The organism is Pseudomonas fluorescens (assembly GCF_004683905.1).
Lineage (GTDB): Bacteria > Pseudomonadota > Gammaproteobacteria > Pseudomonadales > Pseudomonadaceae > Aquipseudomonas > Aquipseudomonas putida_A.
Genome location: NZ_CP038438.1, coordinates 2,783,049 through 2,803,242, shown reverse-complemented (window position 1 = coordinate 2,803,242; position 20,194 = coordinate 2,783,049). Strand labels below are relative to the sequence as shown.

Genomic DNA, 20,194 nt, shown 5'->3' with positions numbered 1-20,194 from the left:
AGACTGCTAACCCCATCCAAACTGCCCAAAAGAAGTACATCGCCACGCCGTCGACGCGGAAGAACGCACGCTTGAACGTCTGTCCAACCTTAATCTGTCTCGTTGAGCATCTGGGCCACCGCAATAACTGACTCTTATCGATAGTAGCCGTAGCTTCAAAAACCTCTACTCCCTCCCCCTTCAAAGTCAGCCGCTATAGCGGCAAGGACGAAGTCATGCCTGAAGAAATCAAATTGATCCAGCCAGCTCCGGTCGTTCGCGATGAGGACGGCATGTTCCAGCATCCCGACCTGCCCGACTTCGATGAAGGCGACGGAGACAAGTGCAAAGCCTGGATCACCGAGCAGGGCCTGCAAGTGAAAATGGTCGAGCTCGAATACCACAGCGATCAAACAGTCTCTGACCGTTACTTCGACGCGGGCGATTCGGATTGCAGCTACTGGGATCCGGATAAACCTGAAGGCGAAGGCTGGTTCTGCCTTTCCATCCACGACACTGACAACGGCCCGGTCTGCTGGTGGGCTCGCCGCGAGGTGACGCCATGATCTTCGCCCCGCTCTACATGGCCTACCTGATCTACAGGGGGCCGTGGCGATGACCGGAATGATCGGCGCCCGCGCGGCGCCGCCGAAGCACAAGAGCGTCGAGTGGTACACGCCGGCATGGATATTCGACCGGCTCGGCTTGCAGTTCGACCTAGACCCATCCAGCCCGCACGACTATGTGACGGCGGTACCGGCGAAGACGAAGTACACCATCTTCGATGACGGCCTCTCGAAACAGTGGACAGGCCGAGTATGGATGAACCCGCCCTACGGTCCGGATACTGGGTTCTGGATGCGCCGGCTGATTGCTCATGGCGACGGCATCGCGCTGGTGTTCAGCCGTACGGATGCCGAGTGGTTTCAGGAAGCGATGGCCAGTGCATCAGCGACCCTACTGATCAAAGGGCGAATTGCCTTCGTGCCTGGCCATTAAAACAGCCACAAGAAGGGCCGCTCAGGTGCTGGCAGTGCAATGTTTGCCTTTGGCGATGAATGCGCGATCGCGCTGCAGGGTCTGGCGGATCTCGGGGTTCTGGTTCCCCGAATCGCCGCCTGGCCTGTTTTCGATGTAACCCCTCCCCCAACTCAACAGCTTGCAGGTGTAGGGCGGGAGGAAATCGACTCACGAAAGTCCGTCGAACCAGCCTAGAACACGCATTGCTCTCGCATACGTTTTTTCATTCGCAAGAAACACCAACAGCAATAGACCGCTCCCTATAACGGTGAAAAGAACGCCACCCACTCCGTCGATGGCAATCAGAAACAAGCCCAACGCTAGGAATGCAGCACCAAGAGCTCCCATCACCCTTCGGCTCTGCTTCTGTTCGGGATACCTGCTGAACATCCATTTTCTCCACGTCAAGTAGCGCGTCCACCAACTGTAGACCAGGTGCGACCACTCAATACCCACCACCTTCTGCCGCCACGCGCGGCATGGAGCAATACCTCATGGAAACCGAAATCCTCTCTGACGAGGAGCTGGCCGAACTCACCGGCTACAAGGCCCGCGCATACCAGCGCCGCTGGCTGATTGATCGCCAGTGGGTGTTTGTCGAAAGTCGCGGTAAGCGCCCGCTGGTGGGGCGGATGTACGCCCGCATGAAGCTGGGCATGATCAGCCCCACCATCGCCGATCCGAACCCGCCGCCGGCCGCACCGGTATGGACACCTGATTATTCGCGAGTGAATTGATATGCGCCCCCGCAAGACCGAGCACCAGCACCTGCCCCCTCGAATGTACAAGCGATCCCGAAAGCGCAAAAACGGTAGTACGTGGACCGCATATTACTACCGCGACCTGCTCGGCAATGACATCCCCCTGGGCAAGGATCTCGATAAGGCCAGACTGAAGTGGGCCGAACTCGAAGCCAAGGAAAAACCGCTCGACCTGCGCACCATGAAGGGAATCTTCGATCGGTACATTCGCGATGTGGTGCCGAAGAAAGCACCGCGCACGCAGAAGGACAACCTGGCGGAGATCAAGCAGCTTCGGCCGATGTTCGATAGCGCCCCAATCGACTCGATCACGCCAGCAACGATTGCTGGCTACCGAGACGCGCGATCGGCAAAGGTCCGGGCCAACCGCGAGATCGCTACCCTCTCCCATATTTTCAACATTGCCCGGGAGTGGGGCCTCACAACAAAGGAAAACCCCTGCCAGGGGGTGCGCAAGAACAAGGAAACGCCGAGGGACTACTACGCAAATGATGTCGTTTGGGAGGCGGTATACAAGAAGGCAGCTCAGGAGCTTAAGGAAGCGATGGACCTGGCCTATCTGACCGGGCAAAGGCCGGCAGACGTGCTGGTTATGAGGAAGGATGATGTTGAAGGCGGATATCTGACTGTTCAGCAGAACAAGACGCACAAGAAGCTGCGCATTCAGATGACGACCGCCGGAGAGGCGAACAGCCTGGGCATTCTGGTCGCTGCGATCACAGAGCGGAACGCTGCGCACGTTTCGAGCTACCTGATCATCAACCGGAGCGGTAAACGGATGACGGCGACGATGCTAAGGAAGCGGTGGGATGCCGCGCGGGAGAAGGCAAAGCTGGAAGCTCTTGAGCAGGGAGACGAGCTGCTGGCAAAGAGGATCGGTGAATTCCAGTTCAGGGACATCCGGCCAAAGGCAGCGTCGGAAATCAGCGATGTGGGTGACGCCAGCCTGCTGCTCGGGCACACAAAAGGCGACATTACCGAGCGAGTTTATCGTCGCGTCGGCGCCATCGCCAAACCATCAAAATAGGCAAAAAATGCGTTCCATAACTCAAATCGCGCCCCTCGTAGAATGCGGCCTGCAGAGGTGCTGCAAAACAAAAGTATTGGAACGAAAAAGCGTCCCAGCCCGCGTATTCAGCGCCTTTCCGTAGCGGTCTTGAAAACCGTCGACTGTAACAGGTCCATGAGTTCGAATCCCATCGCCTCCGCCATCTTATGTACGACAAAGCCCTGATTATTCAGGGCTTTGTCGTTTCTGGGGGTTGAGGAAATCAATCGGCCGTCTCGTTTGGCACGGAAGCATTCTCTGGGAGGCGTAAATGCCCTCCCGCCAAGCTTAACCAGCAAATAAAGATCTGCCGAATTAAGCGGCATACGGAAAAACACGGATGACTTCTTTCAGAAATGCTGGTTTCTGGGGCAAAGTTTGGGCTTGTGCCTGGGCAATGTTTCTGCTGCTGACTTCCGGTGATTCCGGCGCTAACTGGATGGATATAAGCTCATCCGGCCGCAAGCGCGTCTTCAGTCCTGGCTTTCTCGTGCTGTGCGTTTTTGTAGCTGTGATTGAGTTGATACTGCTCAACCACTTCTACGGTGCGCAAATGAACTGAAGACGAGATAGAGCATTCTTTCCACGCGGCTCGGCGTCATCACGCGGTGTTGCCTTCCTGATGCGGCAGATTTATCAGGCTTCAGTTCTTCCTGTTTTCACAGCAGCGTGAAAAACTGTGCGTTCTTTGTCACCCATTTTTTTGCCTGCATTGATGGAACGGCCGATGGACATCATGGATACCCAGCAAGAAAACACCCTCGAAAAGTCACTCAGACTGGCGGCGGATGAACCCGCCCACCGACCTGATTTTTTCAAGACGCTGCTGAATTCGGATATCTACGTCCTAGGCACCACCGGCACTGGCGAAGGGCAAGTCAATCTTGAGGCAGGCAGCAACATCAGCATTGCGCACTGGCAAAAGCCCGACGGCTCCGCTGTCATCCCGTTTTTCACTTCGTTGCATACACTACGAAGATCCATAAACAGCGAGGAGTCTTATATAGAGATCCCGGCCAGATCGCTGTTTGAAATCACGCTGGGCACTCCTCTTTTCCTCAATCCGAAGTCTCCCTACGGGAAAGAGTTTTTCCCCGAGGAAGTGCGCTACCTGCTCTCCGATGAGATCGGCCAGAGACCAGTGCAGCGCACGGTCGAAAAGGACACTCAGGTACTGCTCGGGCAGCCGTCGCAATATCCCTCGAAGATGGTCCATTCGCTCAAGCAACTACTCGCCAGACATCGCAATGTGAAGCGCGCGTTTCTGGCATTGATGCATGACGCTTCGTCTGACCAAAAGCCTCATCTGATCATCGGGATCGAAGCGGACGGCGATTTTGAACAGGTCATGCGCGAAGCGGGCAGCGTTGCCGCGGACTTGGCTCCGGATGGCGAACCCGTTGACCTGTACCGCGTTCATGACGCAGATTCAGGCCTTAGCGATTACTTGCTCAAGCAAACCACGCCCTTCTATGAACGGAAGTCGGCAGGCTGGCTGCGTTCATTGTTTGGTTTTGACAAAGCATGAAGGAAGTCCAATTGCACGACTCCAAATATCTGGAAGACCTCCGTTCCCGCTTCAACACTGGTGAGGAGCTGAACTATGTCTTTTTCTGGGGACACCAGCGAAGCAGGCACGGAGTCAGCGCATCGTGCTTCAGCCAGTGGTTCGAAGCCGAATTTGTTGTCGACGGGCAACGCTACGCGACTGCCGAACATTTCATGATGGCAGAGAAAGCAGCCTTGTTCGGCGATCAGGACATTCGCGCTCAAGTGCTAACGGCGCCTACGCCCAACGCGGCCAAGGCGCTTGGCCGCAACGTGCGTGGATTCAACGAACACGATTGGTTGCAACACCGGTATGCAATTGTCGTCCGGGCCAACCAGGCCAAGTTCTCGCAAAACCCGGAGTTGAATGCATTCCTCAAGAATACCGGTTCTCGCATCATCGTTGAGGCCAGCCCGGTTGACAGCATCTGGGGCATCGGACTCGCCCAGGATCACGTAAACGCGAATAACCCCAACCTGTGGCGAGGCCTGAATCTGCTGGGGTTCGCGCTGATGCAGGTCCGCGACGAAACATGATTCGCCCACGTCGCGGTGGCGAACACCGCGACGGGCGTACCGCACAGAAGCCGGGCAACTTACGCGACCGCCCTCTCATGCTCGCTTTTCCTTCGGGACGCTCTAACAATGAATGGGGGCGGACGCAGTTCCTGACGCGAAGAGTGCACCCTTTAACCAAACAGCAGAGCCACATCACATGCATTTCGTCCGCCACGGAGAGTACCTTGCCGCTTCACGTATTACTGGGCCTCGGCATAATCTCCTGCAACTGCGCCTAGGAGTTGGTGAGCAGCATGAGCCGATCTGTGAGTGTCTCCCGCCGCAGGGGGCATGTAATCACGAACCATTAGTTGAGGCTGTTATCGTTGCAAGCGTACTCGAAGGAACATCGGAGGCAAATCGACGCTTTGGCACCTCACATGTCGTTACCCACATCCGGTACGCCCGAAATGACACCAAGCCTGAAGTAGTCTATGGCCTCTTGGCTCTCAAAATACTTGAGCAGTTGCATGTCGGCGGCACATTCGTTGAGGGCAGCAATACTATTTAGTCCTTACCTCAAGCAGTCTTCTGGGCAGGTAGTTAAGAGGACGAGTACAGCGCGGCCCTAGAGTGGGGTTGCATTGAGTCGTCCCCAATTTCAGAGAGCCTCTCAGGCCTCAAGGATGTCTATCAAGATACTGTGAGAATGTCAGCTTGTGGCCGATTGCTGCCGTTCGCGACCGTCGGCTTTCGGCCAAAAGCGGACATTCGAACTCGAGACAATACGATGAATAAGAAAGCAAGAATGACTGCATTTCTGCTCAGTAAAGTAGCAGCCCAACCTGTGCCTGGCCGAACGTTTGACCCTGATCGCATGATCCGAATCCCCGATTGTCATTCAATCGTCGAAGTACTTCGCCTCATCAAACATGGCGGGCCAGAATGGGCACATCGTTACGTCACGATGTACTTTTCCGGTCCATCAAATGCTTGGGCTCTGGTGTACTCGCTTCAGGACACCAGCGCCCCGTACTTTGATTTCATGTACACCTGCAAAGAGCCGCCTCAGAAGGCCCTGTCCGCACTGCTAGGGAAGTATCCACAGTGCTCTGTCATAGATTGGTCACCCGGACGCCTGGCCTGCATCGAAGCTCAGGGGTTGGATGTTGATACTCTTGCTGAAATAATCCGGGATGTAACTGAAGCGGCTTGCGATGAACACATCATGTTCGTCGATGCTTCGTATGAGGAAATGGGTAGAGCGTGACTCAAGAGCGGGTGATCGAGCTGAACTTCCCATTCTGGAAAATAAATCCGTCCCCTTTTCTGTCCCCTTTTCTAAATTTTTGCCGTTTAAAAATCGATTTTGCATCGTGCTTCAGCGGCCTGTATTCGTAATGTAAGACCAGACTCGAAGCACATGACAAGATGATGATCTGGTTGGATGTGATCTGTCAGGTAAAAGGCCTGTGTCTCTGCGTTGGACTCCACGGCTCCGATCGAATGAATAACACTATCGTCGCCATCGATTGGGTAATCATTCCGCCCACTTGATGAAAAGTAATCGACCTCATGGAAGCTGATAGTAATCTTGTGTGCTTCTTCGGTCGGCACCCAGGCTTCAGTCCGTCGAGTAAAGATGAGTACAGCCGACCTATCCATGATGTCGTAATTAATGGTGCTGGCGTGGTAGAAGTTATGAAGGTCATACGCACGGTTTTGAATCTCAACCTCAATATGCCCGAATTCGAAACCATGAAATTGCATGGGTAAGCCCTAATGATCTAACGGCAGGCGTGTATCGTACGGCATCGTCGCAATGACTGCTTTTGGCCGGAAGGTGCCGCTCTAAAATGTCCGATTTTGGCCGTTTTCAGCGGGTCTTGAGGGACAAAAGACGGCCAAAACGATCCCCAACCGCTGAACGACGGCTAAGAAACCTAATCACCTATCATTACTATAGATACTCCGAACGTTACGCCAGATAGCCGGGTCACTTCAGCCAATGCCCGTAAAGGGGCCGGCAAGTCGAAAAGTGTCAATGGATTCAGTGGACGGTTTTGCAGCTCATACCCGTTCAAGGCTTGGCGTTCAGTGCGATGGACGTCCGACCAGTCATATGCAAAGAACCCACGTTTGGCAAAGGCAACGAAAGCGTTTGCACCAGACATGGAAGTGACCAGATCTACATCGGACAGCTCCGGCAATGAAAGGACCCATTCTTCGGAGTTCTCGACGGAGGGAAGTGCGGAGGCAGGAATAGGCCCCGAACCAGCCGTAGTGAAGAGCGCAACCTGCCCGATGGCATCAGAGGCTATCCATCCAACATCAAAGTCCTGAAGAACGAGAGGAGTCACCATTGGCATCTACTTTAGAAAAAAGGGACTGGTTAATTTTCGGATTCTAAACTTCCCGGCTCAGCGTGTGTAAAAGCGCGTCTGCAAATTGCCAAGCCGGCAGGAAATGCGACGGATTTATTTCCCTCCTCCAAACGGCTGCTTCTGGCCGGTAGCGGTCGTTAGCCAAAGTCCGCTTCTGGCCGTTTTCTGCCCTCCACGAATGCCACAGATCGGCCATTAGCCGCCACTCACAAGCAAACTCGCTTTTTTGTAGCAATCAAACCAATAGCGATCTCCTTCAACAACGCGGCCATGGCCTGGGACGCCTTCGCCGCCTGCCTCAGTTATACCCTCCTGTCCACTGGAACCAACTGGCGGTTCAAGGATGCTGATGTCCCGATTTCCGAACGACTGCGTGTCAACTCGCCTGAGGCGATACGTGAGTATCGTCAATGCAGGGTTGGGCATCGCGCAGGGGTCGGGGGCGAGCGAAGAAGAAATCAGTCAGCGCCTGCATCCTTCACGTCGATTTGCGTAATACCCACCAGCCTGGCCTGCTCCAGTATCTCTTCAGCAGTCGAGTCAGCTGTTGGCATGATCAGACTGTTCTCAGCATCCCCAAAATGCAGTTCCAGCAGATGCATGGCAGCGTCGTGAATGGAGAGCTTCGACTGCTGCAACGCGAGTTGATGCGTACGGGACTCGCCGTTGAACAGATACTCGATGGTGTAGTTGCGCATTGATAACCTCAAAATCAGAGTGGCAGATAACTACCCTGACTTACCGGTCAATCGTTAGTTCAAGCGGATAAATGTTCTGCAGCTCAACTGCGAGAAAGCGTTTTCAGCCGCTCGACCAAAGCCGCTTCAAAAATGACGTACAGCTTTTCAGCATCGCCGGCACGCAGAACCTCGCTGGTTTCCAGCCCAAGCACGAAGCCATCCGCACGAGCCCCCGCCTTCACGGCGATGATCATCGAGTCTGCCCGGACAATCTGCGCCAGGAGCCGATCAGCTTCACGTTGCATCTTTTCGCTCAACACTACGCCTTCCACTTTCCTCACCTTTCATTCAATGCGACATCCAACATTTATGAGATCAAGGCTACGCCGCCGATAACGGCGCCTCAAGCCGCACGCCAATGACGCTTCGCTATTGCAGCCATCAGGAACCTTTGATGTGAACGAATCCATTTTGTTTAGTATCAAAATGGGCAGTTTCAAAAGCGTTTAGCAGTCGCCAACTTAAAAAATCATGACCGGAGAACAATGCATGCCCCTCAGTGACACCATTCACAGAGCGTTGCTAAGCGCAGAGGAACGTTCCTCTATCGCTGAAATTGAAGCTACAACCAATATTCTGCAGCTTGTTACACGCATGACCGGAACGCGCTTCGCGGCGATCGCAAAATTCACCGACACGGACTGGATCGTCTGTTCCGCCTACGATCCGATCGAACTTGGGATCAACTCCGGCGACACGCTGGAATTGGAGACCACGCTGTGCAGCGAGTTTCGCAGAGACCCTCAGGTGCTTTTCGTGCCGCAGATAAGTCGCGACGGCAGGTTTTCCACGCGTCCCGTGGTGAAGCAATATTTGATTGAAAGCTACGCAGGCGCGCCCATTTTCCTTCCTGACGGACAACTTTGGGGCGCGCTGTGTGCGTTGGATTCCAGGGCGGTGATTTTCGATGACCCGGATCTGGCAGACACGTTAGGCCTGTTCGCGAGACTGATCGGCTGTATCTTTTACGCGAATCTGACGGAGGCCGGCAGCGGCTACAGCAAGAACGTTTCAAGCGTTATCGGATAAACAAGAAACAGCCCTGAATATTCAGGGCTGTTTCATTTGTGGCCTGTGAGAATTTTGCTCCACCCTGCTACAAGGTGTAGGAAACGCCGACCTGCACGGTTCGCGGCGCCCCCGGGTAGGCATAGACGTTGCCGAATGCGCCCTCTTCATAATCTCGGTCAAAGAGGTTTTTCACGTCGAGATTAAGCCGCACCTTGTCATTGATCTTGTAGAAGCTGAGCAAGTCGACAACGGTATAGCTGCCCATCGAAAACGCGGTGTTGGCAGTTTGACCAGCGCGCTCGTCGACGTACTTGAGGCCAGTGCCCAGGCCCAGTCCCTTGAAGGTGCCGTCCTGGAACTCATACATGTTCAGCAGGCTGAAGCTGTTCTTCGGGATATTCATCAGCCGCGTGCCAGAGCGCAGCACATTGTCCTTGGTCACTTCGGCATCGACATAGGCGTAGCCACCCATCACCCGCCATTCGGGCGTCAGGTTGCCGGCCACGTTGACGTCGAATCCACGGCTGCGCACCTCGCCGGCCGCAACGCTGAAGGTCGAGTCAACCGGGTCGGTGGTCAGCACGTTACGTTTTTCGATCTGATAGATCGCCGCGTCGACGCTCAACTGCTGATCCAGCGCTTCCCACTTGAGTCCCATTTCATAGGACTTGCCCTTCTCTGGCTCGAACCCTCCGCCCTGGCGACTGGCGCCGGTGTTCGGCTTGAAAGAGCGCGCCGTGTCGGCATAGATCGCCAATGTCTCGGTCAGGTCATAGGTCACGCCGATGCGCGGAGTCACCGCGTTGTCACTGGCCTGCCAGCTCTTGCCACCGGGCACGTAAGTTTCGTAGTCATGTTCGAAGCGCTCGAAACGCGCCCCGGCCAACACCTTGAGTTTATCGGTCAACGCCACCTGATCCTGCACGAACGCGGCATACGTCTTGAGGTTTTCCTTGTCGTGCGTCGGCGTGCGGGTGAGCGCCGGGCGCGGCTGGCCGTAGACCGGGTCGAAGATGTCGATCGGGTACGCACCGACGGCGCCGCTGGAGCGCTGGATGATCGACTTGTAGTCGTAATCCTCGTACTCGATGCCGGTGAGCAATGTGTGCTGCAAACCCGCGGTATCGAAATGCCCGGTCAGGTTGAGCTGGGTATCCTTGTCGGTCCACTCCAGCTTGCGGTAGTTGAAATTGCGCCCGAGGGTGCGGCCGTCATCGGCAATGCCATTGGCCTCGATTGCGTTGCCCTTGAGCGAACCGTCGAGCCACTGGAAACCGCCGCCCAGGGTCCAGTCGTCATTGAGCATGTGCTCGAAACGCATTTGCGCCATGTTGTTGTCGTTATGCAGTTTGCCAGCGTCTTTTTCACCGAAAAAACTGTCGCGCGAAGCGGTTCCCGTCTGTTTTGCGTAACGGGTAAGGCCGCGATCCAGAGGCGCGTTGTTGCGCATGAAATCGCCTTCGAAAATCAGCTTGGTCGTGTCGGTTGCCTGCCAGGTGAGCACCGGCGCGATGCCGTAGCGCTCGGTTTCGACGTGATCGCGGAAGGTGTCGCCGCCCTCGCCCACAACGTTCAAGCGATAGGCCAGACGCCCCTCTTCGTCAAGCGGGCCGGAAGCGTCCAGCGTGCCGCGTTTCATACCCTGATCGTTGAGTTGGCTGCCCAGGGTGACGCTACTTTCAGGCAATGGCTGCTTGGACACCACGTTGAAGGTGCCACCAGGATCACCTCGACCGTAGAGCATGGTGGCCGGGCCGCGCAGCACTTCGAGGCGTTCGATTGTGTTGGCATCCGGCATGTTCGGATAGCCGCGGTTGATCGGGAAACCGTTGCGATAGAACTCGCCAGTGGTGAAGCCACGCACGGTAAACGTGGTCAGACCCTGCCCACCAAAATTGTTCGCCCGCCCCACGCCGCCGGCGTAGTCCAGCGCGTCCTGCAATCGGGTGGCGCCCAGATCTTCGACCGCATCCTTCGAGACCACGCTGATCGATTGCGCAGTTTCGTGGATCGAGGTGTCGGTGCGCGTGGCGCTGGCCGAGCGCGTCGCGCGATAACCCTGCACCGGGCCGTCCGCCCTTTCGTAATTCGCAGTACCGATGACATCGGTTGCGTCCAGCTCCAGCGTTGAGGGTGATGCCCCCGTTTGATCAGCCCATGAGGCAGGCGACAATGCTTGCAGCACACAAATGGAAAGCAGGGTTCGACGCATGGAGAGGGAAACCTTTACGAATAGGCCAATGCAGGGGGTGAATCCGCCAAAAAACTCCCGCGCATGCTATACAAAATTATTCGCAATTAATACAGATTCCCATTAACGGCGTTATCCCTGGTAAGGGAGACACCGTCGCTCTGCACCCTGCCCCGCGAATTTTTATGTTCCGCCCGAAAGCCCCTCGGTGGCCTGGACGAACCTCGCCCCGGCCTTGCGCACCAACTGGCGCCATTCAGTTGCTGTAATCAGCCTTTGCTGTTCCATGCTATCGGCCATTTTCAGCAACTCGTCGTATTGATCCTCGGCGTCCATACGGATCGCTGGCTCTTCCAGTAATTTTCGCCAGGCGGCCAACGCCTGCTCTTTCCCATCGTCGCTCATGGTCATTACCCCGGGTGACTTGTAAGTCGGTAGAGGGCTGCGGTTCTGGAGTGTTCAGCGGCGGCGACTGATGGCGCGACGGATGGTTTTCGTTGCGGCCTCGATAAATGAAGCGGCCAGTCGGACTCGACGACGCCCGGGCACACCACCGTGACGCGGATCTTGTCCGTTTCCTGGCACAAATCATCCGAGATCGCGCGGGCTGCGAGCTCGGCGAAGGGCTGGATGGGGCGAGTGCCTGCCATCGAGTGGGCTACGAAAGCCCGTCGCAATTCAGTCGCCAGTTTGGGTGTCTGCCATCAAAAGACACCCAGCGGGTTCCCGCCCGGCATGAAAGTCAGCCTGACGGCGATCTATCGGATTAACGCCCACCGATCACTTCACAAACCGGTTACGCCCCAGCGTCTTGGCGTTATACAGCGCCTGATCGGCGACCTCGATCAACCCTTGCAAGGATTGCAGTTGCGCCCCCGAGGCCGTAGCGATGCCGATACTCACACTCAGCCGGCCGAATGGGCTGGACGGGTGTGCGATGTTCGCTTGCTCCAAGCGTTCGAGGATCAACTGCGCGACCACTGCAGCACCGTCACTGTCGGTGGCCGGCATGATCACGCTCAGCTCCTCGCCGCCGTAACGCGCTACCAGATCCGACGGGCGCCGCACACAACCTTCGAGGATTGTGCCGACCTTCTGCAGGCAGGCATCGCCGGCGACATGCCCGAACGAGTCGTTGAATAGCTTGAAGTAATCGATATCGATCATCAGCAACGCCAGCGTCGTGCCGTCACGTTGTGCGCGCCGGGCTTCCATGGCGAGGCTCTCATCGAAGCAGCGCCGGTTGGCCAGGCCGGTCAGGGCGTCCTTCATCGCCAGTAACTCAAGCTGACGATTGGAGGAAAGCAACTGCTGCTGCGTCCCGCGCAATTGGTCTTCTGCCCTGGTACGCCTGCGAATATCGAGAATCAGAAACCAGCCGATGAGCCCGGTAAGCCCCAGCAGCCCCGTGACCACCACTGCCGACAGCCAGGCTTCCATGCGCCACGCAGCAAGGGCTTCGCGTTTGCCGAGGGCGACGGTGGTGATCAGCGGCAGCCGGTCACTCTTGCGGAAAGCGTAGAGCCGCTCGACGCCATCGAGGCTGGAGGTAAACGACGCGGTACCGACGGATCGATCGACCAAATACTTCGCATAGATGGGCGACTTGGAAAAGTTGCGCCCCATGTCCTGCTCACGGAAGGGATAGCGCACCAGCAACGTGCCGTCGGTGTAGGACAAGCCGATGGCCCCCTCCTGCCCGACGTCGATCTTGCCGAACAGGCGCAGGAAGTTTTCGATTCCCAGGGTCACCGCCACCACACCGGCAAACTCGCCGTGCGCGTCATTGAAACGGCGACTGACGGTGATCACCCACTCCTGATTGGAGCGGCTCTGGATCGGCGGACCGATAAAGGTCTCGCGGCTCGGGTCGTCACGATGATGGGTGAAGTAGACGCGATCACTGCTGTTGGCCCCGGCCGGAATCGGTCGGTTGGACGACATCAGCCAACGGCCCTGGTTGTCGTAGATGGTGATGCCGCTGAGCTGCGGCATCAGCGGTTCCTGACGATTGACCAGTGCGCTCAGACGCTGGATCTGCGCGGGGCCACTGCCTTCGGTTTCCAGACGTTCGACGATCCCGAGCAGCAGCAACGAACTCTGGCGAACGATCCCTTCGGAATAAGTCGCCAGCGCCTGGGTCAGGTTCAAGCCATGAACGTTGACTTCCTCCAGTGCGCGCTCTCGAGAGGCCAATACTTTCCACACCGTCAGTGACCCGAGGGAACAACCGATCACCAACAACAAAAGCACAACCAGGCGGGTATCACGCTTCACATTACTACCTTTGGGAAAGTCCGGTTTCCGTTCCTGCGGCGGGTCGACCGACTCGATGACTGCAGCCGCGTGTCCTTGTCGCGCGCAAGGATACAAGCAGCACTGGCTTGCTGCAGCAACAGATTATGTCGCGCAAAAAAGACATACTTCCGATTTGCGCTGCGTCGTCCGGAAAAAGCGTGCTAAAGACTTCAGGACAGGCTTTGCACTTGGCGAAACAGCGACAAGAATGCCAGACCAAACCATCGCCAGGCTTTCAGAATCCGCTTGGCGCCCACCGTCAGAAGCCAACTTTCTGACGCCTGTTTCACGACCCTTTCGTGATGTGTTGCCAAGCATAAAATTTTGGCACTTTTGCACAACAAGTTGACATCCAAAAGCATGCCACGGGCCACCGATATCATTAGAGTATGCGCCCTTAAAAAGGAAAGGACTCTTGATGACTCAGTCACTCTCACGGCGCGTTGTGGCGATTACCGGCGCCCTGGGGAATCTCGGCGAGACCCTGGCGGACATGGCCGCAGCCCAGGGCGCGGATCTGGTGCTGATCGATCAGGCGACGATGGCGATGCCCAGTTCCCACAATCGACTGGTCCTGTCCGGCATCGATCTGACCTCCCTTGCCGATTGCCAGGCAGTCGCCCACCAGATCAACCGCTATTTCGGACGCCTCGACGCCCTGGTCAACGGCGCCGGCGGCTATGCGTGGGAGCCGTTGCTGGGCAGTGCGATAGAGGCCTGGGATCGGCTCTACTCGCTGAACCTTCGAACCGCATTGAACGCCAGCAAAGCCTTGCTGCCATTGCTGCTGCAATCCTCGGCGGGACGCATCGTCAATATCGGATCGAGCATGGCGGCGAAGGCCGGGCTGGGCATGGGCGCTTACGCCGCGTCGAAATCCAGCGTTTTGCGCCTGACCGAAAGCCTCGCCGAAGAGCTCAAGGACATGAGCATCACGGTCAATGCCGTGTTACCGAGCGTGCTCGACACCCCGCAAAACCGTGAAGCCATGCCCGACGCCGAGCACCAGCGCTGGGTGACGCCCGCACAACTGGCGGCGGTCATTCTGTTTCTGATCTCGGAACAAGCGTCGGCCGTCACCGGAACCGGCATTCCGGTGATCGGGCGCATGTAGGGTCTATCGACGCCGCGCGCCTTGGCGACGTCGCTTTCTTCACCTTTCGGAAAAGCAAGATCACCGGATTACCGGACTTCCCCTCCCCCCATGCGACCCGCCACTTCCAGCGCTGCCTTCGTTAACCACGTCCTTGATGTCGCCGAACAATACGGCTGCGATGGCGACTGGCTGTTGCAGCAGACCGGACTCTCACGCGAGCAGTTGTCCGACTCGATCGTGCGCATTCCCATGCGCCAACTGCGTGCCTTGCTGGAACTGGCGGCGCTCAGCAGCAACCTGCCGCATTTCGGCCTGCTGGTCGGCGCCGCCGTACGCCCGGGCACCTACGGCGTGCTGGGTTATGTGCTGATGACCAGCGCGACACTGGGCGAATCGCTGAACATGATTCTGCGTTTCGGCAAGATCGTTTACGACAGTCCGTCCAGCCAGACCCGGATCGTCATCGGCGACGGCCGCGTGACCCTCGAAGATCAACGCATCAGTGAAATGGAGCCCTATTGCGCCCTGCATCAGGAAGCGCTGATGGTCGGCTGGGCAGCGTTCGGCCGCTGGTTGATCGCAAGTAATCAGCCGATGCTGGAAGTCCGGATGATGCATTCGGCGGTGGGCGAACCGGCGCTGTATGAACACTTCTTTGGCTGTCCGGTGCAGTTCGAGGCCGGGAGCAATGCACTGGTGTTTGCCGAGTCGACGCTCTCGACGCGGATCCAAGGCGCCGACCCGCGCATGCATCGCAGCATGCTGCTGGAGGCCGACTGGCAGTTGTGCCTGTCGTATCCGGCGTTTTCGGTCACAGATCGATTGCGCGCGCTGCTCACCGAGCAATTGCCGACGGGCGATTTCAGCCTGAAAAGCCTGGCCCGACAATTGGCGATTTCGCCGCGCACCTTGCAGCGCAAACTGGCGGCCGAAGGGGAAAACTTCAATCAGGTGCTGGAAACCATGCGCATGGAACTGGCCGACCATTACCTGCGCCGCACCGAGACCAGCATCATGAACATCGCCCTGATGCTGGGTTACTCGCAGGCCAGTTCTTTCAGCCATTCCTTCCGTCAGGCCCGCGGGATTTCGCCGGTGGATTACCGCAAGTTGCTGCGCGCCCGATGAAGCGTCACTGGCCTATAGCTTGATTGGCCTGCGCTAAACCAGTGGACCTGACACCACTCGATTAAAACCGTGGGAGCGGGCTTGCTCGCGAAGAGGCCGTGTCAGCCAATTCATATGCTGACTGACACACCGCCTTCGCGAGCAAGCCCGCTCCCACATTAGTCTGTGCTAAGCCAGTGGTTCTGACACTAACCACAGGGGTCGGTCTGTGGCTGGCAGTAGAAACAGCGCGGGTTATTTGACCAGGCGTTTTTCCCTGGACGGGCGATAACCGAAAAACGCGCTGTAGCACTTGCTGAAATGGCTCGGCGAAACGAAACCGCAGGCCACCAGCACTTCCATCTGCGACAGCTCGGTGTGTTGCAGCAGGCGCCGGGCTTCGGTGATGCGCAATTCCAGGTAATAGCGCTGCGGTGTGGTGCCGAGTTGCTCCTTGAACAAACGCTCCAGCTGCCGCCGCGAGCGACCGGCATACACTGCCAGTTGCTCCAGCTCCAGCGGCTCCTCGAGGTTGGCGTCCATCAGTTTGACCACCTCGCGCAACGGCGCGCTGACGCAGAGGTTTTCATCCGGTTTGATCCGCCGGTACCGCGACTCCTCGAACGCCAGAATGTCCTCGATGCCTTCGACCAGCGCCTTGCCGTGCAGGCTCTTGATCCAGTCCAGCGCCATATGGAAAGCCCCGGACGGGCTCGATGCCGTGAGCCGGTCGCGATCGATCACATAAGGTTCGCTGCTGACCTGAGTGGCTTTGGCAATTTCCGTGAGTGCGGGACGGTGTTCCGGGTGGATCGCGCAACGATAACCATCGAGCAGCCCGGCGCGGCCGAGAAACCACGCACCGTTCCACAAACCAGCCAGACTGACCCCACGCTCCGCCGCCGAGCGCAGCAGGCTGTTCAACTCCTCGCTGGCCTTCAGCTCAGTGCGGTAGCCGCCGCACACCACCAGCACGTCCAGATCCGCAAGGCTGGCGGCGTCAATCCGCGCATCCGGGCGAATCACCAGCCCCAGATCGCTGATCACTTCACCCTCGCCCAGCCCGAACGTGCGCGAGCTGAACAGTCCGGCGCGCAACAGGTTGGCGGTGATAATGGTGTCCAGCGCCTGGGTGAAGGCCGGCAGTGAGAAGTGCTCCAGCAACAGGAAACCGGTGCGGGTGATGCGGGTCTCGGCGGCTTGCTCATTCAGATAGCGGAGGTTTTTACCCTTCATGCCTCCGCTGAATTGACGTCGTTCGATCAAGGTCTGGCCCATCGGTCATGTTGTTATGCGCCGATAGTTGGCTTGATGGGCCAAAGAGTCAATCACGCTTGCGGCTGATGACTGGTCACGCAGTGAATCCCGCCGCCGCCGGCAGCAATCGCATCGATGTTCAGCAACTCGACTTTGCGCTGCGGGTACAGCTTCGACAGCAGGTCGTAAGCCTTCTGGTCGGCTGCCTTGTCGCCGAATTCCGGGGCGATGATCGCGCCGTTGATCACGAAGTAGTTGATGTAACCGGCAGCGAAATCCGGGTTGTTCTGATTGAACTTGCTTTTGCGCGGCTTGAGCGGCGGCGAAATCGTGTGGATCTGCAGTTTGCGACCATCAGCGTCGGTGGCTTTGTTGAGAATCTCCAGGTGCGCCAGCGTGACTTGGTGATCGTAGGATTCAGGGTCGCTGTCGAGGTTGGCGATCACCACACCGGGCTTGATGAACCGCGCATAGAAATCGACGTGGGCGTCGGTGATGTCCTTGCCCTTGATCCCCGGCAGCCAGATGATTTTGCGCAGGCCCAGACGCTCCTTCAATTCAGCCTCGACATCGGCCTTGCTCCAGCCGGGATTGCGGTTGCTGTTGATCCAGCTGCTCTCGGTCATGATCCCGGTGCCGTGGCCATCGACTTCGATGCCGCCGCCCTCGCCCACCAGTTCACTGCGCAGGTAGGTCGCCTGTGCATCGGCGGCCACCCGTGCGGCGATTTTCGCATCCTTGCTGTGCCGCTGTTTGTCGCCCCACCCGTTGAAATTGAAGTCCACCGCGCCGAGGCCCCCCTTGTCGCCGATGACAAAATTGGCGCTGATGTCACGCATCCAGATGTCGTCGAGCGCGGCGGTCACGTAGGTGACGTTGCGGGTGCCGCAATACTCTTCGGCGAGACTGCGTTCGCCGCTGCGACAGAACACCGTGAGTGGTTCATAACGGGCAATGGTGCGGGCAATGCGGCCCAGCGCAGCCTGCACATCGGCGGTGAAATCTTCCCAGATCGCATCCTGTGCGCCGAAAGCGATGAAAGCACGCTCGTGCTTGTCGCCCTCGTCGGGCATGAACCAATCCCCCGCACTGGCCGCCAGTAGTCTGCCCGGCGCCAGCCCGAGACCCATGACTGCGGCGCTGACACCTGTAGCGACCGATAGCTGTTTGATGAACTCACGACGCGTCGACATATCTGGTTTTCCTGAAAAGGGCCGGCGACCGGGCGCCGGCGGTTGAATCATGGCTGAGTGGCGGTTTTGAATTTGGTCCAGGTGCGCATCCGTGCGCGCATGTCGGCCTGGGGGATGTCCTTGCCCGGGATCAATCGAGCATAGGTCGCCTCGTCGAGGTAGATGTCCGGGTTATTGCGCATCGCGGCGTCGACGCTGTCCCGCGCCTTGGCGTTGGAAGTCGGGTAACCGGTGAAGTTACTGATCGCCGCCATGTTCTGCGGGCGCATCACGAAGTTGATGAACGCGTAGGCGTATTCCGGGTGTTTCGCATCGACAGGAATCGCCATGGTGTCCATCCACACAGTGGTGCCTTCGCGAGGGATGCGGTACTCGAACCGGGTGGTCTTGCCGGCACTGTCCGAGGTGCGTTGGGCCTGGGTCATATCGCCGCTGTAACCCAGCGACAGGCACAGGTTGCCGTTGACCAGATCGGTCACCGGTTGCGACTGAAACTTGCGCACGTACGGCCGCAGCTTCATCAGCAGCTCACTGGCCGCCGCCAGATCCGCCGGTTTCGCGCTGCGCGGATCGCGGCCCAGATAATTGAGCACGACTGCCAGCACTTCGTCTGGCGAGTCGATCAGCGAAATACCGCAATCGGCAAACTTCGCCGCCAGCTCCGGCTTGAACAGCATGTCCAGGCTGTTGACCGGCGCGTCGGCCATGCGTTGCTTGATCTGCGCCGCGTTGTACGTCAGGCCGATGGTGCCCCAGGTGTAGGGCACGGTGGCTTTGCTGGAGTGCTCGTAGTGGCTGCGCAATTTCTGCAAGCCGGGCTCGATGTCGGCCACCTCCGTGAGCTTCGATGGGTCCAGCGGCATCAGGCTGCCGGCGCGCATCAGGCGCTCGGCCACAGTGTCGCCGGGGAAGATCAGGTCGTAGCCGCTACCGCCAGAAAGCATTTTCGCTTCGAGGGTTTCGCTGCCATCCATGACGTCGTAAATCACCTTGATCCCGGTTTCCGCGGTAAAGCGGCTCAGGGTGTCTTCGGCAAAATAATCGGCCCAGTTGTACAGGCGCAGGGTTTTGTCCTCGGCATGCAGCGCCGGAATCACGCAAGTCAGTGCCAGGCCCAGCGCGCCCAGTAATCTTTTGTGGTGCGTAGCCATGTTCAAACCCCTTGAGTGTTCCAGCGTGCATGAAGGTGGCGACCATCCTGACTGAGCAGCGCGCCGTACATGTCCGGCCGGCGGTCGCGGTAAATGCCCCAGCACAGGCGCTCTTCGCGCATCGCATCGAGATCGAGGCTGTGTACCAGCACGCCCGTGCTGTCGCGGTCGGCTTCGGCCAGTAACTGGCCTTTGTGATCGCTGATGAACGACGAACCGTAGAAGTTCATCTGCAGCGACGGATCGGTGGTTGCCACTTCTCGCCCGACCCGGTTGGCCGCCACCACCGGCAGCAGATTGGCGGCGGCATGGCCGCGCATGGTCATCTGCCAGTGGTCGCGAGAATCCAGCACCGCGCAGCCCGGCTCGGAGCCGATAGCCGTGGGGAACAGCAACACTTCAGCGCCCATCAGCGCCAGACAACGCGCGGTCTCGGGAAACCATTGATCCCAGCAGATACCCACACCGAGGCGGCCGAATGCGGTGTCCCAAACGCGGAAACCGCTATCGCCGGGGCTGAAATATTCCTTCTCCTGATAGCCGATGGCGTTGGGGATGTGGGTTTTGCGGTACACCCCCGACAGGCGCCCGTCGGCATCGGCCACGCTCAACGAATTGAAGAAGGCGTTGCCGGCCCTCTCGAACCAGCTCAGCGGCAACACCACGCCCAGCTCTTTGGCCAGCGCAGCGAAACGCTGCAGCACGCGGCTGTCGCGATACTCCTCGGCCAGCGCCAGATGTTTGTGGCTCTGTTCGATGCAGAAATACGGCGTGGCGAACAACTCCTGCAACAGGATCACCTGCGCGCCCTTCTCGGCGGCCTCACGCACCAGTTGCTCGGCCTGATCGAGGTTGCGCGGCAGATCCCAGGTGCACGGCATCTGGGTGGTGGCGATGGTCAGATGGCTCATC

At 58.0% G+C, this 20,194-nt stretch carries 21 protein-coding genes and 2 pseudogenes; 12 read left to right on the top strand and 11 right to left on the bottom strand.

What is annotated here, in order from left to right; all coding sequences use genetic code 11:
* The first annotated feature begins 215 nt into the window (after positions 1 to 215).
* The 8 genes from E4T63_RS12670 to E4T63_RS12630 all read left to right on the top strand — a co-directional run bounded on the left by E4T63_RS12670 (position 216) and on the right by E4T63_RS12630 (position 6,124).
* Positions 216 to 545 carry a hypothetical protein gene (locus E4T63_RS12670; protein WP_135295621.1) on the top strand — a complete coding sequence of 110 codons (330 nt, stop codon included), beginning with the start codon at positions 216 to 218 and terminating at the stop codon, positions 543 to 545.
* Positions 546 to 594: 49 nt separating this feature from the next.
* Complete coding sequence (locus E4T63_RS12665; protein ID WP_135295620.1) at positions 595 to 978, top strand: DNA N-6-adenine-methyltransferase; 384 nt, start codon at positions 595 to 597, stop codon at positions 976 to 978.
* Positions 979 to 1,493: 515 nt separating this feature from the next.
* Positions 1,494 to 1,736, top strand: a complete 243-nt coding sequence (locus E4T63_RS12655) for a DUF4224 domain-containing protein (RefSeq protein WP_095135434.1) — start codon at positions 1,494 to 1,496, stop codon at positions 1,734 to 1,736.
* A 1-nt stretch (position 1,737) separates the two neighbouring features.
* Positions 1,738 to 2,787: a tyrosine-type recombinase/integrase gene (locus tag E4T63_RS12650; RefSeq protein WP_135295619.1), complete on the top strand. Its 1,050-nt coding sequence runs from the start codon at positions 1,738 to 1,740 to the stop codon at positions 2,785 to 2,787.
* Positions 2,788 to 3,148: 361 nt separating this feature from the next.
* On the top strand, positions 3,149 to 3,370 hold the full coding sequence (locus tag E4T63_RS12645) for a hypothetical protein (RefSeq protein ID WP_135295618.1): 222 nt from the start codon (positions 3,149 to 3,151) through the stop codon (positions 3,368 to 3,370).
* Between the two features lie 165 nt (positions 3,371 to 3,535).
* Positions 3,536 to 4,336: an enhanced serine sensitivity protein SseB gene (gene sseB / locus E4T63_RS12640; RefSeq protein ID WP_135295617.1), complete on the top strand. Its 801-nt coding sequence runs from the start codon at positions 3,536 to 3,538 to the stop codon at positions 4,334 to 4,336.
* Positions 4,337 to 4,347: 11 nt separating this feature from the next.
* Positions 4,348 to 4,893 carry an NADAR family protein gene (locus E4T63_RS12635; protein ID WP_135295616.1) on the top strand — a complete coding sequence of 182 codons (546 nt, stop codon included), beginning with the start codon at positions 4,348 to 4,350 and terminating at the stop codon, positions 4,891 to 4,893.
* A gap of 751 nt (positions 4,894 to 5,644) precedes the next feature.
* On the top strand, positions 5,645 to 6,124 hold the full coding sequence (locus tag E4T63_RS12630) for a hypothetical protein (RefSeq protein WP_167797073.1): 480 nt from the start codon (positions 5,645 to 5,647) through the stop codon (positions 6,122 to 6,124).
* Between the two features lie 86 nt (positions 6,125 to 6,210).
* Here the strand turns inward: E4T63_RS12630 and E4T63_RS12625 are convergent, their stop codons facing one another.
* Positions 6,211 to 6,624, bottom strand: coding sequence for a hypothetical protein (locus tag E4T63_RS12625; RefSeq protein WP_027613844.1), 414 nt, complete (start codon positions 6,622 to 6,624; stop codon positions 6,211 to 6,213).
* Between the two features lie 908 nt (positions 6,625 to 7,532).
* Between E4T63_RS12625 and E4T63_RS28860 the strand changes: the two are divergent.
* Positions 7,533 to 7,674, top strand: a pseudogene (locus E4T63_RS28860) (LysR family transcriptional regulator); the annotation flags it as partial.
* A gap of 22 nt (positions 7,675 to 7,696) precedes the next feature.
* Here the strand turns inward: E4T63_RS28860 and E4T63_RS12610 are convergent.
* Together E4T63_RS12610 and E4T63_RS12605 are read right to left on the bottom strand one after the other, a co-directional pair.
* Positions 7,697 to 7,936 (bottom strand): hypothetical protein, encoded by a 240-nt coding sequence (locus tag E4T63_RS12610; protein WP_135295614.1) that lies wholly within the window; start codon positions 7,934 to 7,936, stop codon positions 7,697 to 7,699.
* Positions 7,937 to 8,019: 83 nt separating this feature from the next.
* Positions 8,020 to 8,250, bottom strand: a complete 231-nt coding sequence (locus E4T63_RS12605; RefSeq protein WP_027613841.1) for a hypothetical protein — start codon at positions 8,248 to 8,250, stop codon at positions 8,020 to 8,022.
* Positions 8,251 to 8,467: 217 nt separating this feature from the next.
* Here E4T63_RS12605 and E4T63_RS12600 point away from each other — a divergent pair, with 217 nt between their 5' ends.
* Positions 8,468 to 9,007, top strand: coding sequence for a GAF domain-containing protein (locus E4T63_RS12600; RefSeq protein ID WP_135295613.1), 540 nt, complete (start codon positions 8,468 to 8,470; stop codon positions 9,005 to 9,007).
* A gap of 67 nt (positions 9,008 to 9,074) precedes the next feature.
* Here the strand turns inward: E4T63_RS12600 and E4T63_RS12595 are convergent, their stop codons facing one another.
* The 4 genes and pseudogenes from E4T63_RS12595 to E4T63_RS12580 all read right to left on the bottom strand — a co-directional run bounded on the left by E4T63_RS12595 (position 9,075) and on the right by E4T63_RS12580 (position 13,457).
* Positions 9,075 to 11,201: a TonB-dependent siderophore receptor gene (locus E4T63_RS12595; protein WP_135295612.1), complete on the bottom strand. Its 2,127-nt coding sequence runs from the start codon at positions 11,199 to 11,201 to the stop codon at positions 9,075 to 9,077.
* A gap of 162 nt (positions 11,202 to 11,363) precedes the next feature.
* Positions 11,364 to 11,585 (bottom strand): hypothetical protein, encoded by a 222-nt coding sequence (locus E4T63_RS12590; protein ID WP_098968507.1) that lies wholly within the window; start codon positions 11,583 to 11,585, stop codon positions 11,364 to 11,366.
* A 119-nt stretch (positions 11,586 to 11,704) separates the two neighbouring features.
* A pseudogene (locus tag E4T63_RS28855) lies at positions 11,705 to 11,791 on the bottom strand (oxidoreductase); the annotation flags it as partial.
* A gap of 169 nt (positions 11,792 to 11,960) precedes the next feature.
* A complete protein-coding gene (locus tag E4T63_RS12580) occupies positions 11,961 to 13,457 on the bottom strand; it encodes a sensor domain-containing diguanylate cyclase (RefSeq protein WP_098968397.1) in 1,497 nt (498 codons plus the stop codon).
* A gap of 439 nt (positions 13,458 to 13,896) precedes the next feature.
* Here E4T63_RS12580 and E4T63_RS12575 point away from each other — a divergent pair, with 439 nt between their 5' ends.
* Both E4T63_RS12575 and E4T63_RS12570 read left to right on the top strand, forming a co-directional pair.
* Positions 13,897 to 14,592, top strand: a complete 696-nt coding sequence (locus E4T63_RS12575) for an SDR family NAD(P)-dependent oxidoreductase (protein ID WP_027613831.1) — start codon at positions 13,897 to 13,899, stop codon at positions 14,590 to 14,592.
* A gap of 90 nt (positions 14,593 to 14,682) precedes the next feature.
* On the top strand, positions 14,683 to 15,702 hold the full coding sequence (locus E4T63_RS12570) for an AraC family transcriptional regulator (protein ID WP_098968396.1): 1,020 nt from the start codon (positions 14,683 to 14,685) through the stop codon (positions 15,700 to 15,702).
* Positions 15,703 to 15,936: 234 nt separating this feature from the next.
* On the opposite strand, the gene E4T63_RS12565 is transcribed toward E4T63_RS12570, so the two are convergent.
* Genes E4T63_RS12565 through aguB form a run of 4 tightly spaced genes read right to left on the bottom strand, consistent with a single transcriptional unit; the run spans position 15,937 to position 20,193 of the window.
* Entirely contained in the window at positions 15,937 to 16,959 is a 1,023-nt protein-coding gene (locus E4T63_RS12565; protein ID WP_135295611.1) for a GlxA family transcriptional regulator, read from the bottom strand.
* Positions 16,960 to 17,009: 50 nt separating this feature from the next.
* Positions 17,010 to 18,131 carry an agmatine deiminase family protein gene (locus E4T63_RS12560; protein WP_135295610.1) on the bottom strand — a complete coding sequence of 374 codons (1,122 nt, stop codon included), beginning with the start codon at positions 18,129 to 18,131 and terminating at the stop codon, positions 17,010 to 17,012.
* A gap of 47 nt (positions 18,132 to 18,178) precedes the next feature.
* Positions 18,179 to 19,282: an extracellular solute-binding protein gene (locus E4T63_RS12555; RefSeq protein WP_135295609.1), complete on the bottom strand. Its 1,104-nt coding sequence runs from the start codon at positions 19,280 to 19,282 to the stop codon at positions 18,179 to 18,181.
* A gap of 2 nt (positions 19,283 to 19,284) precedes the next feature.
* Entirely contained in the window at positions 19,285 to 20,193 is a 909-nt protein-coding gene (aguB, locus tag E4T63_RS12550) for an N-carbamoylputrescine amidase (RefSeq protein ID WP_135295608.1), read from the bottom strand.
* Position 20,194 lies beyond the last annotated feature (1 nt).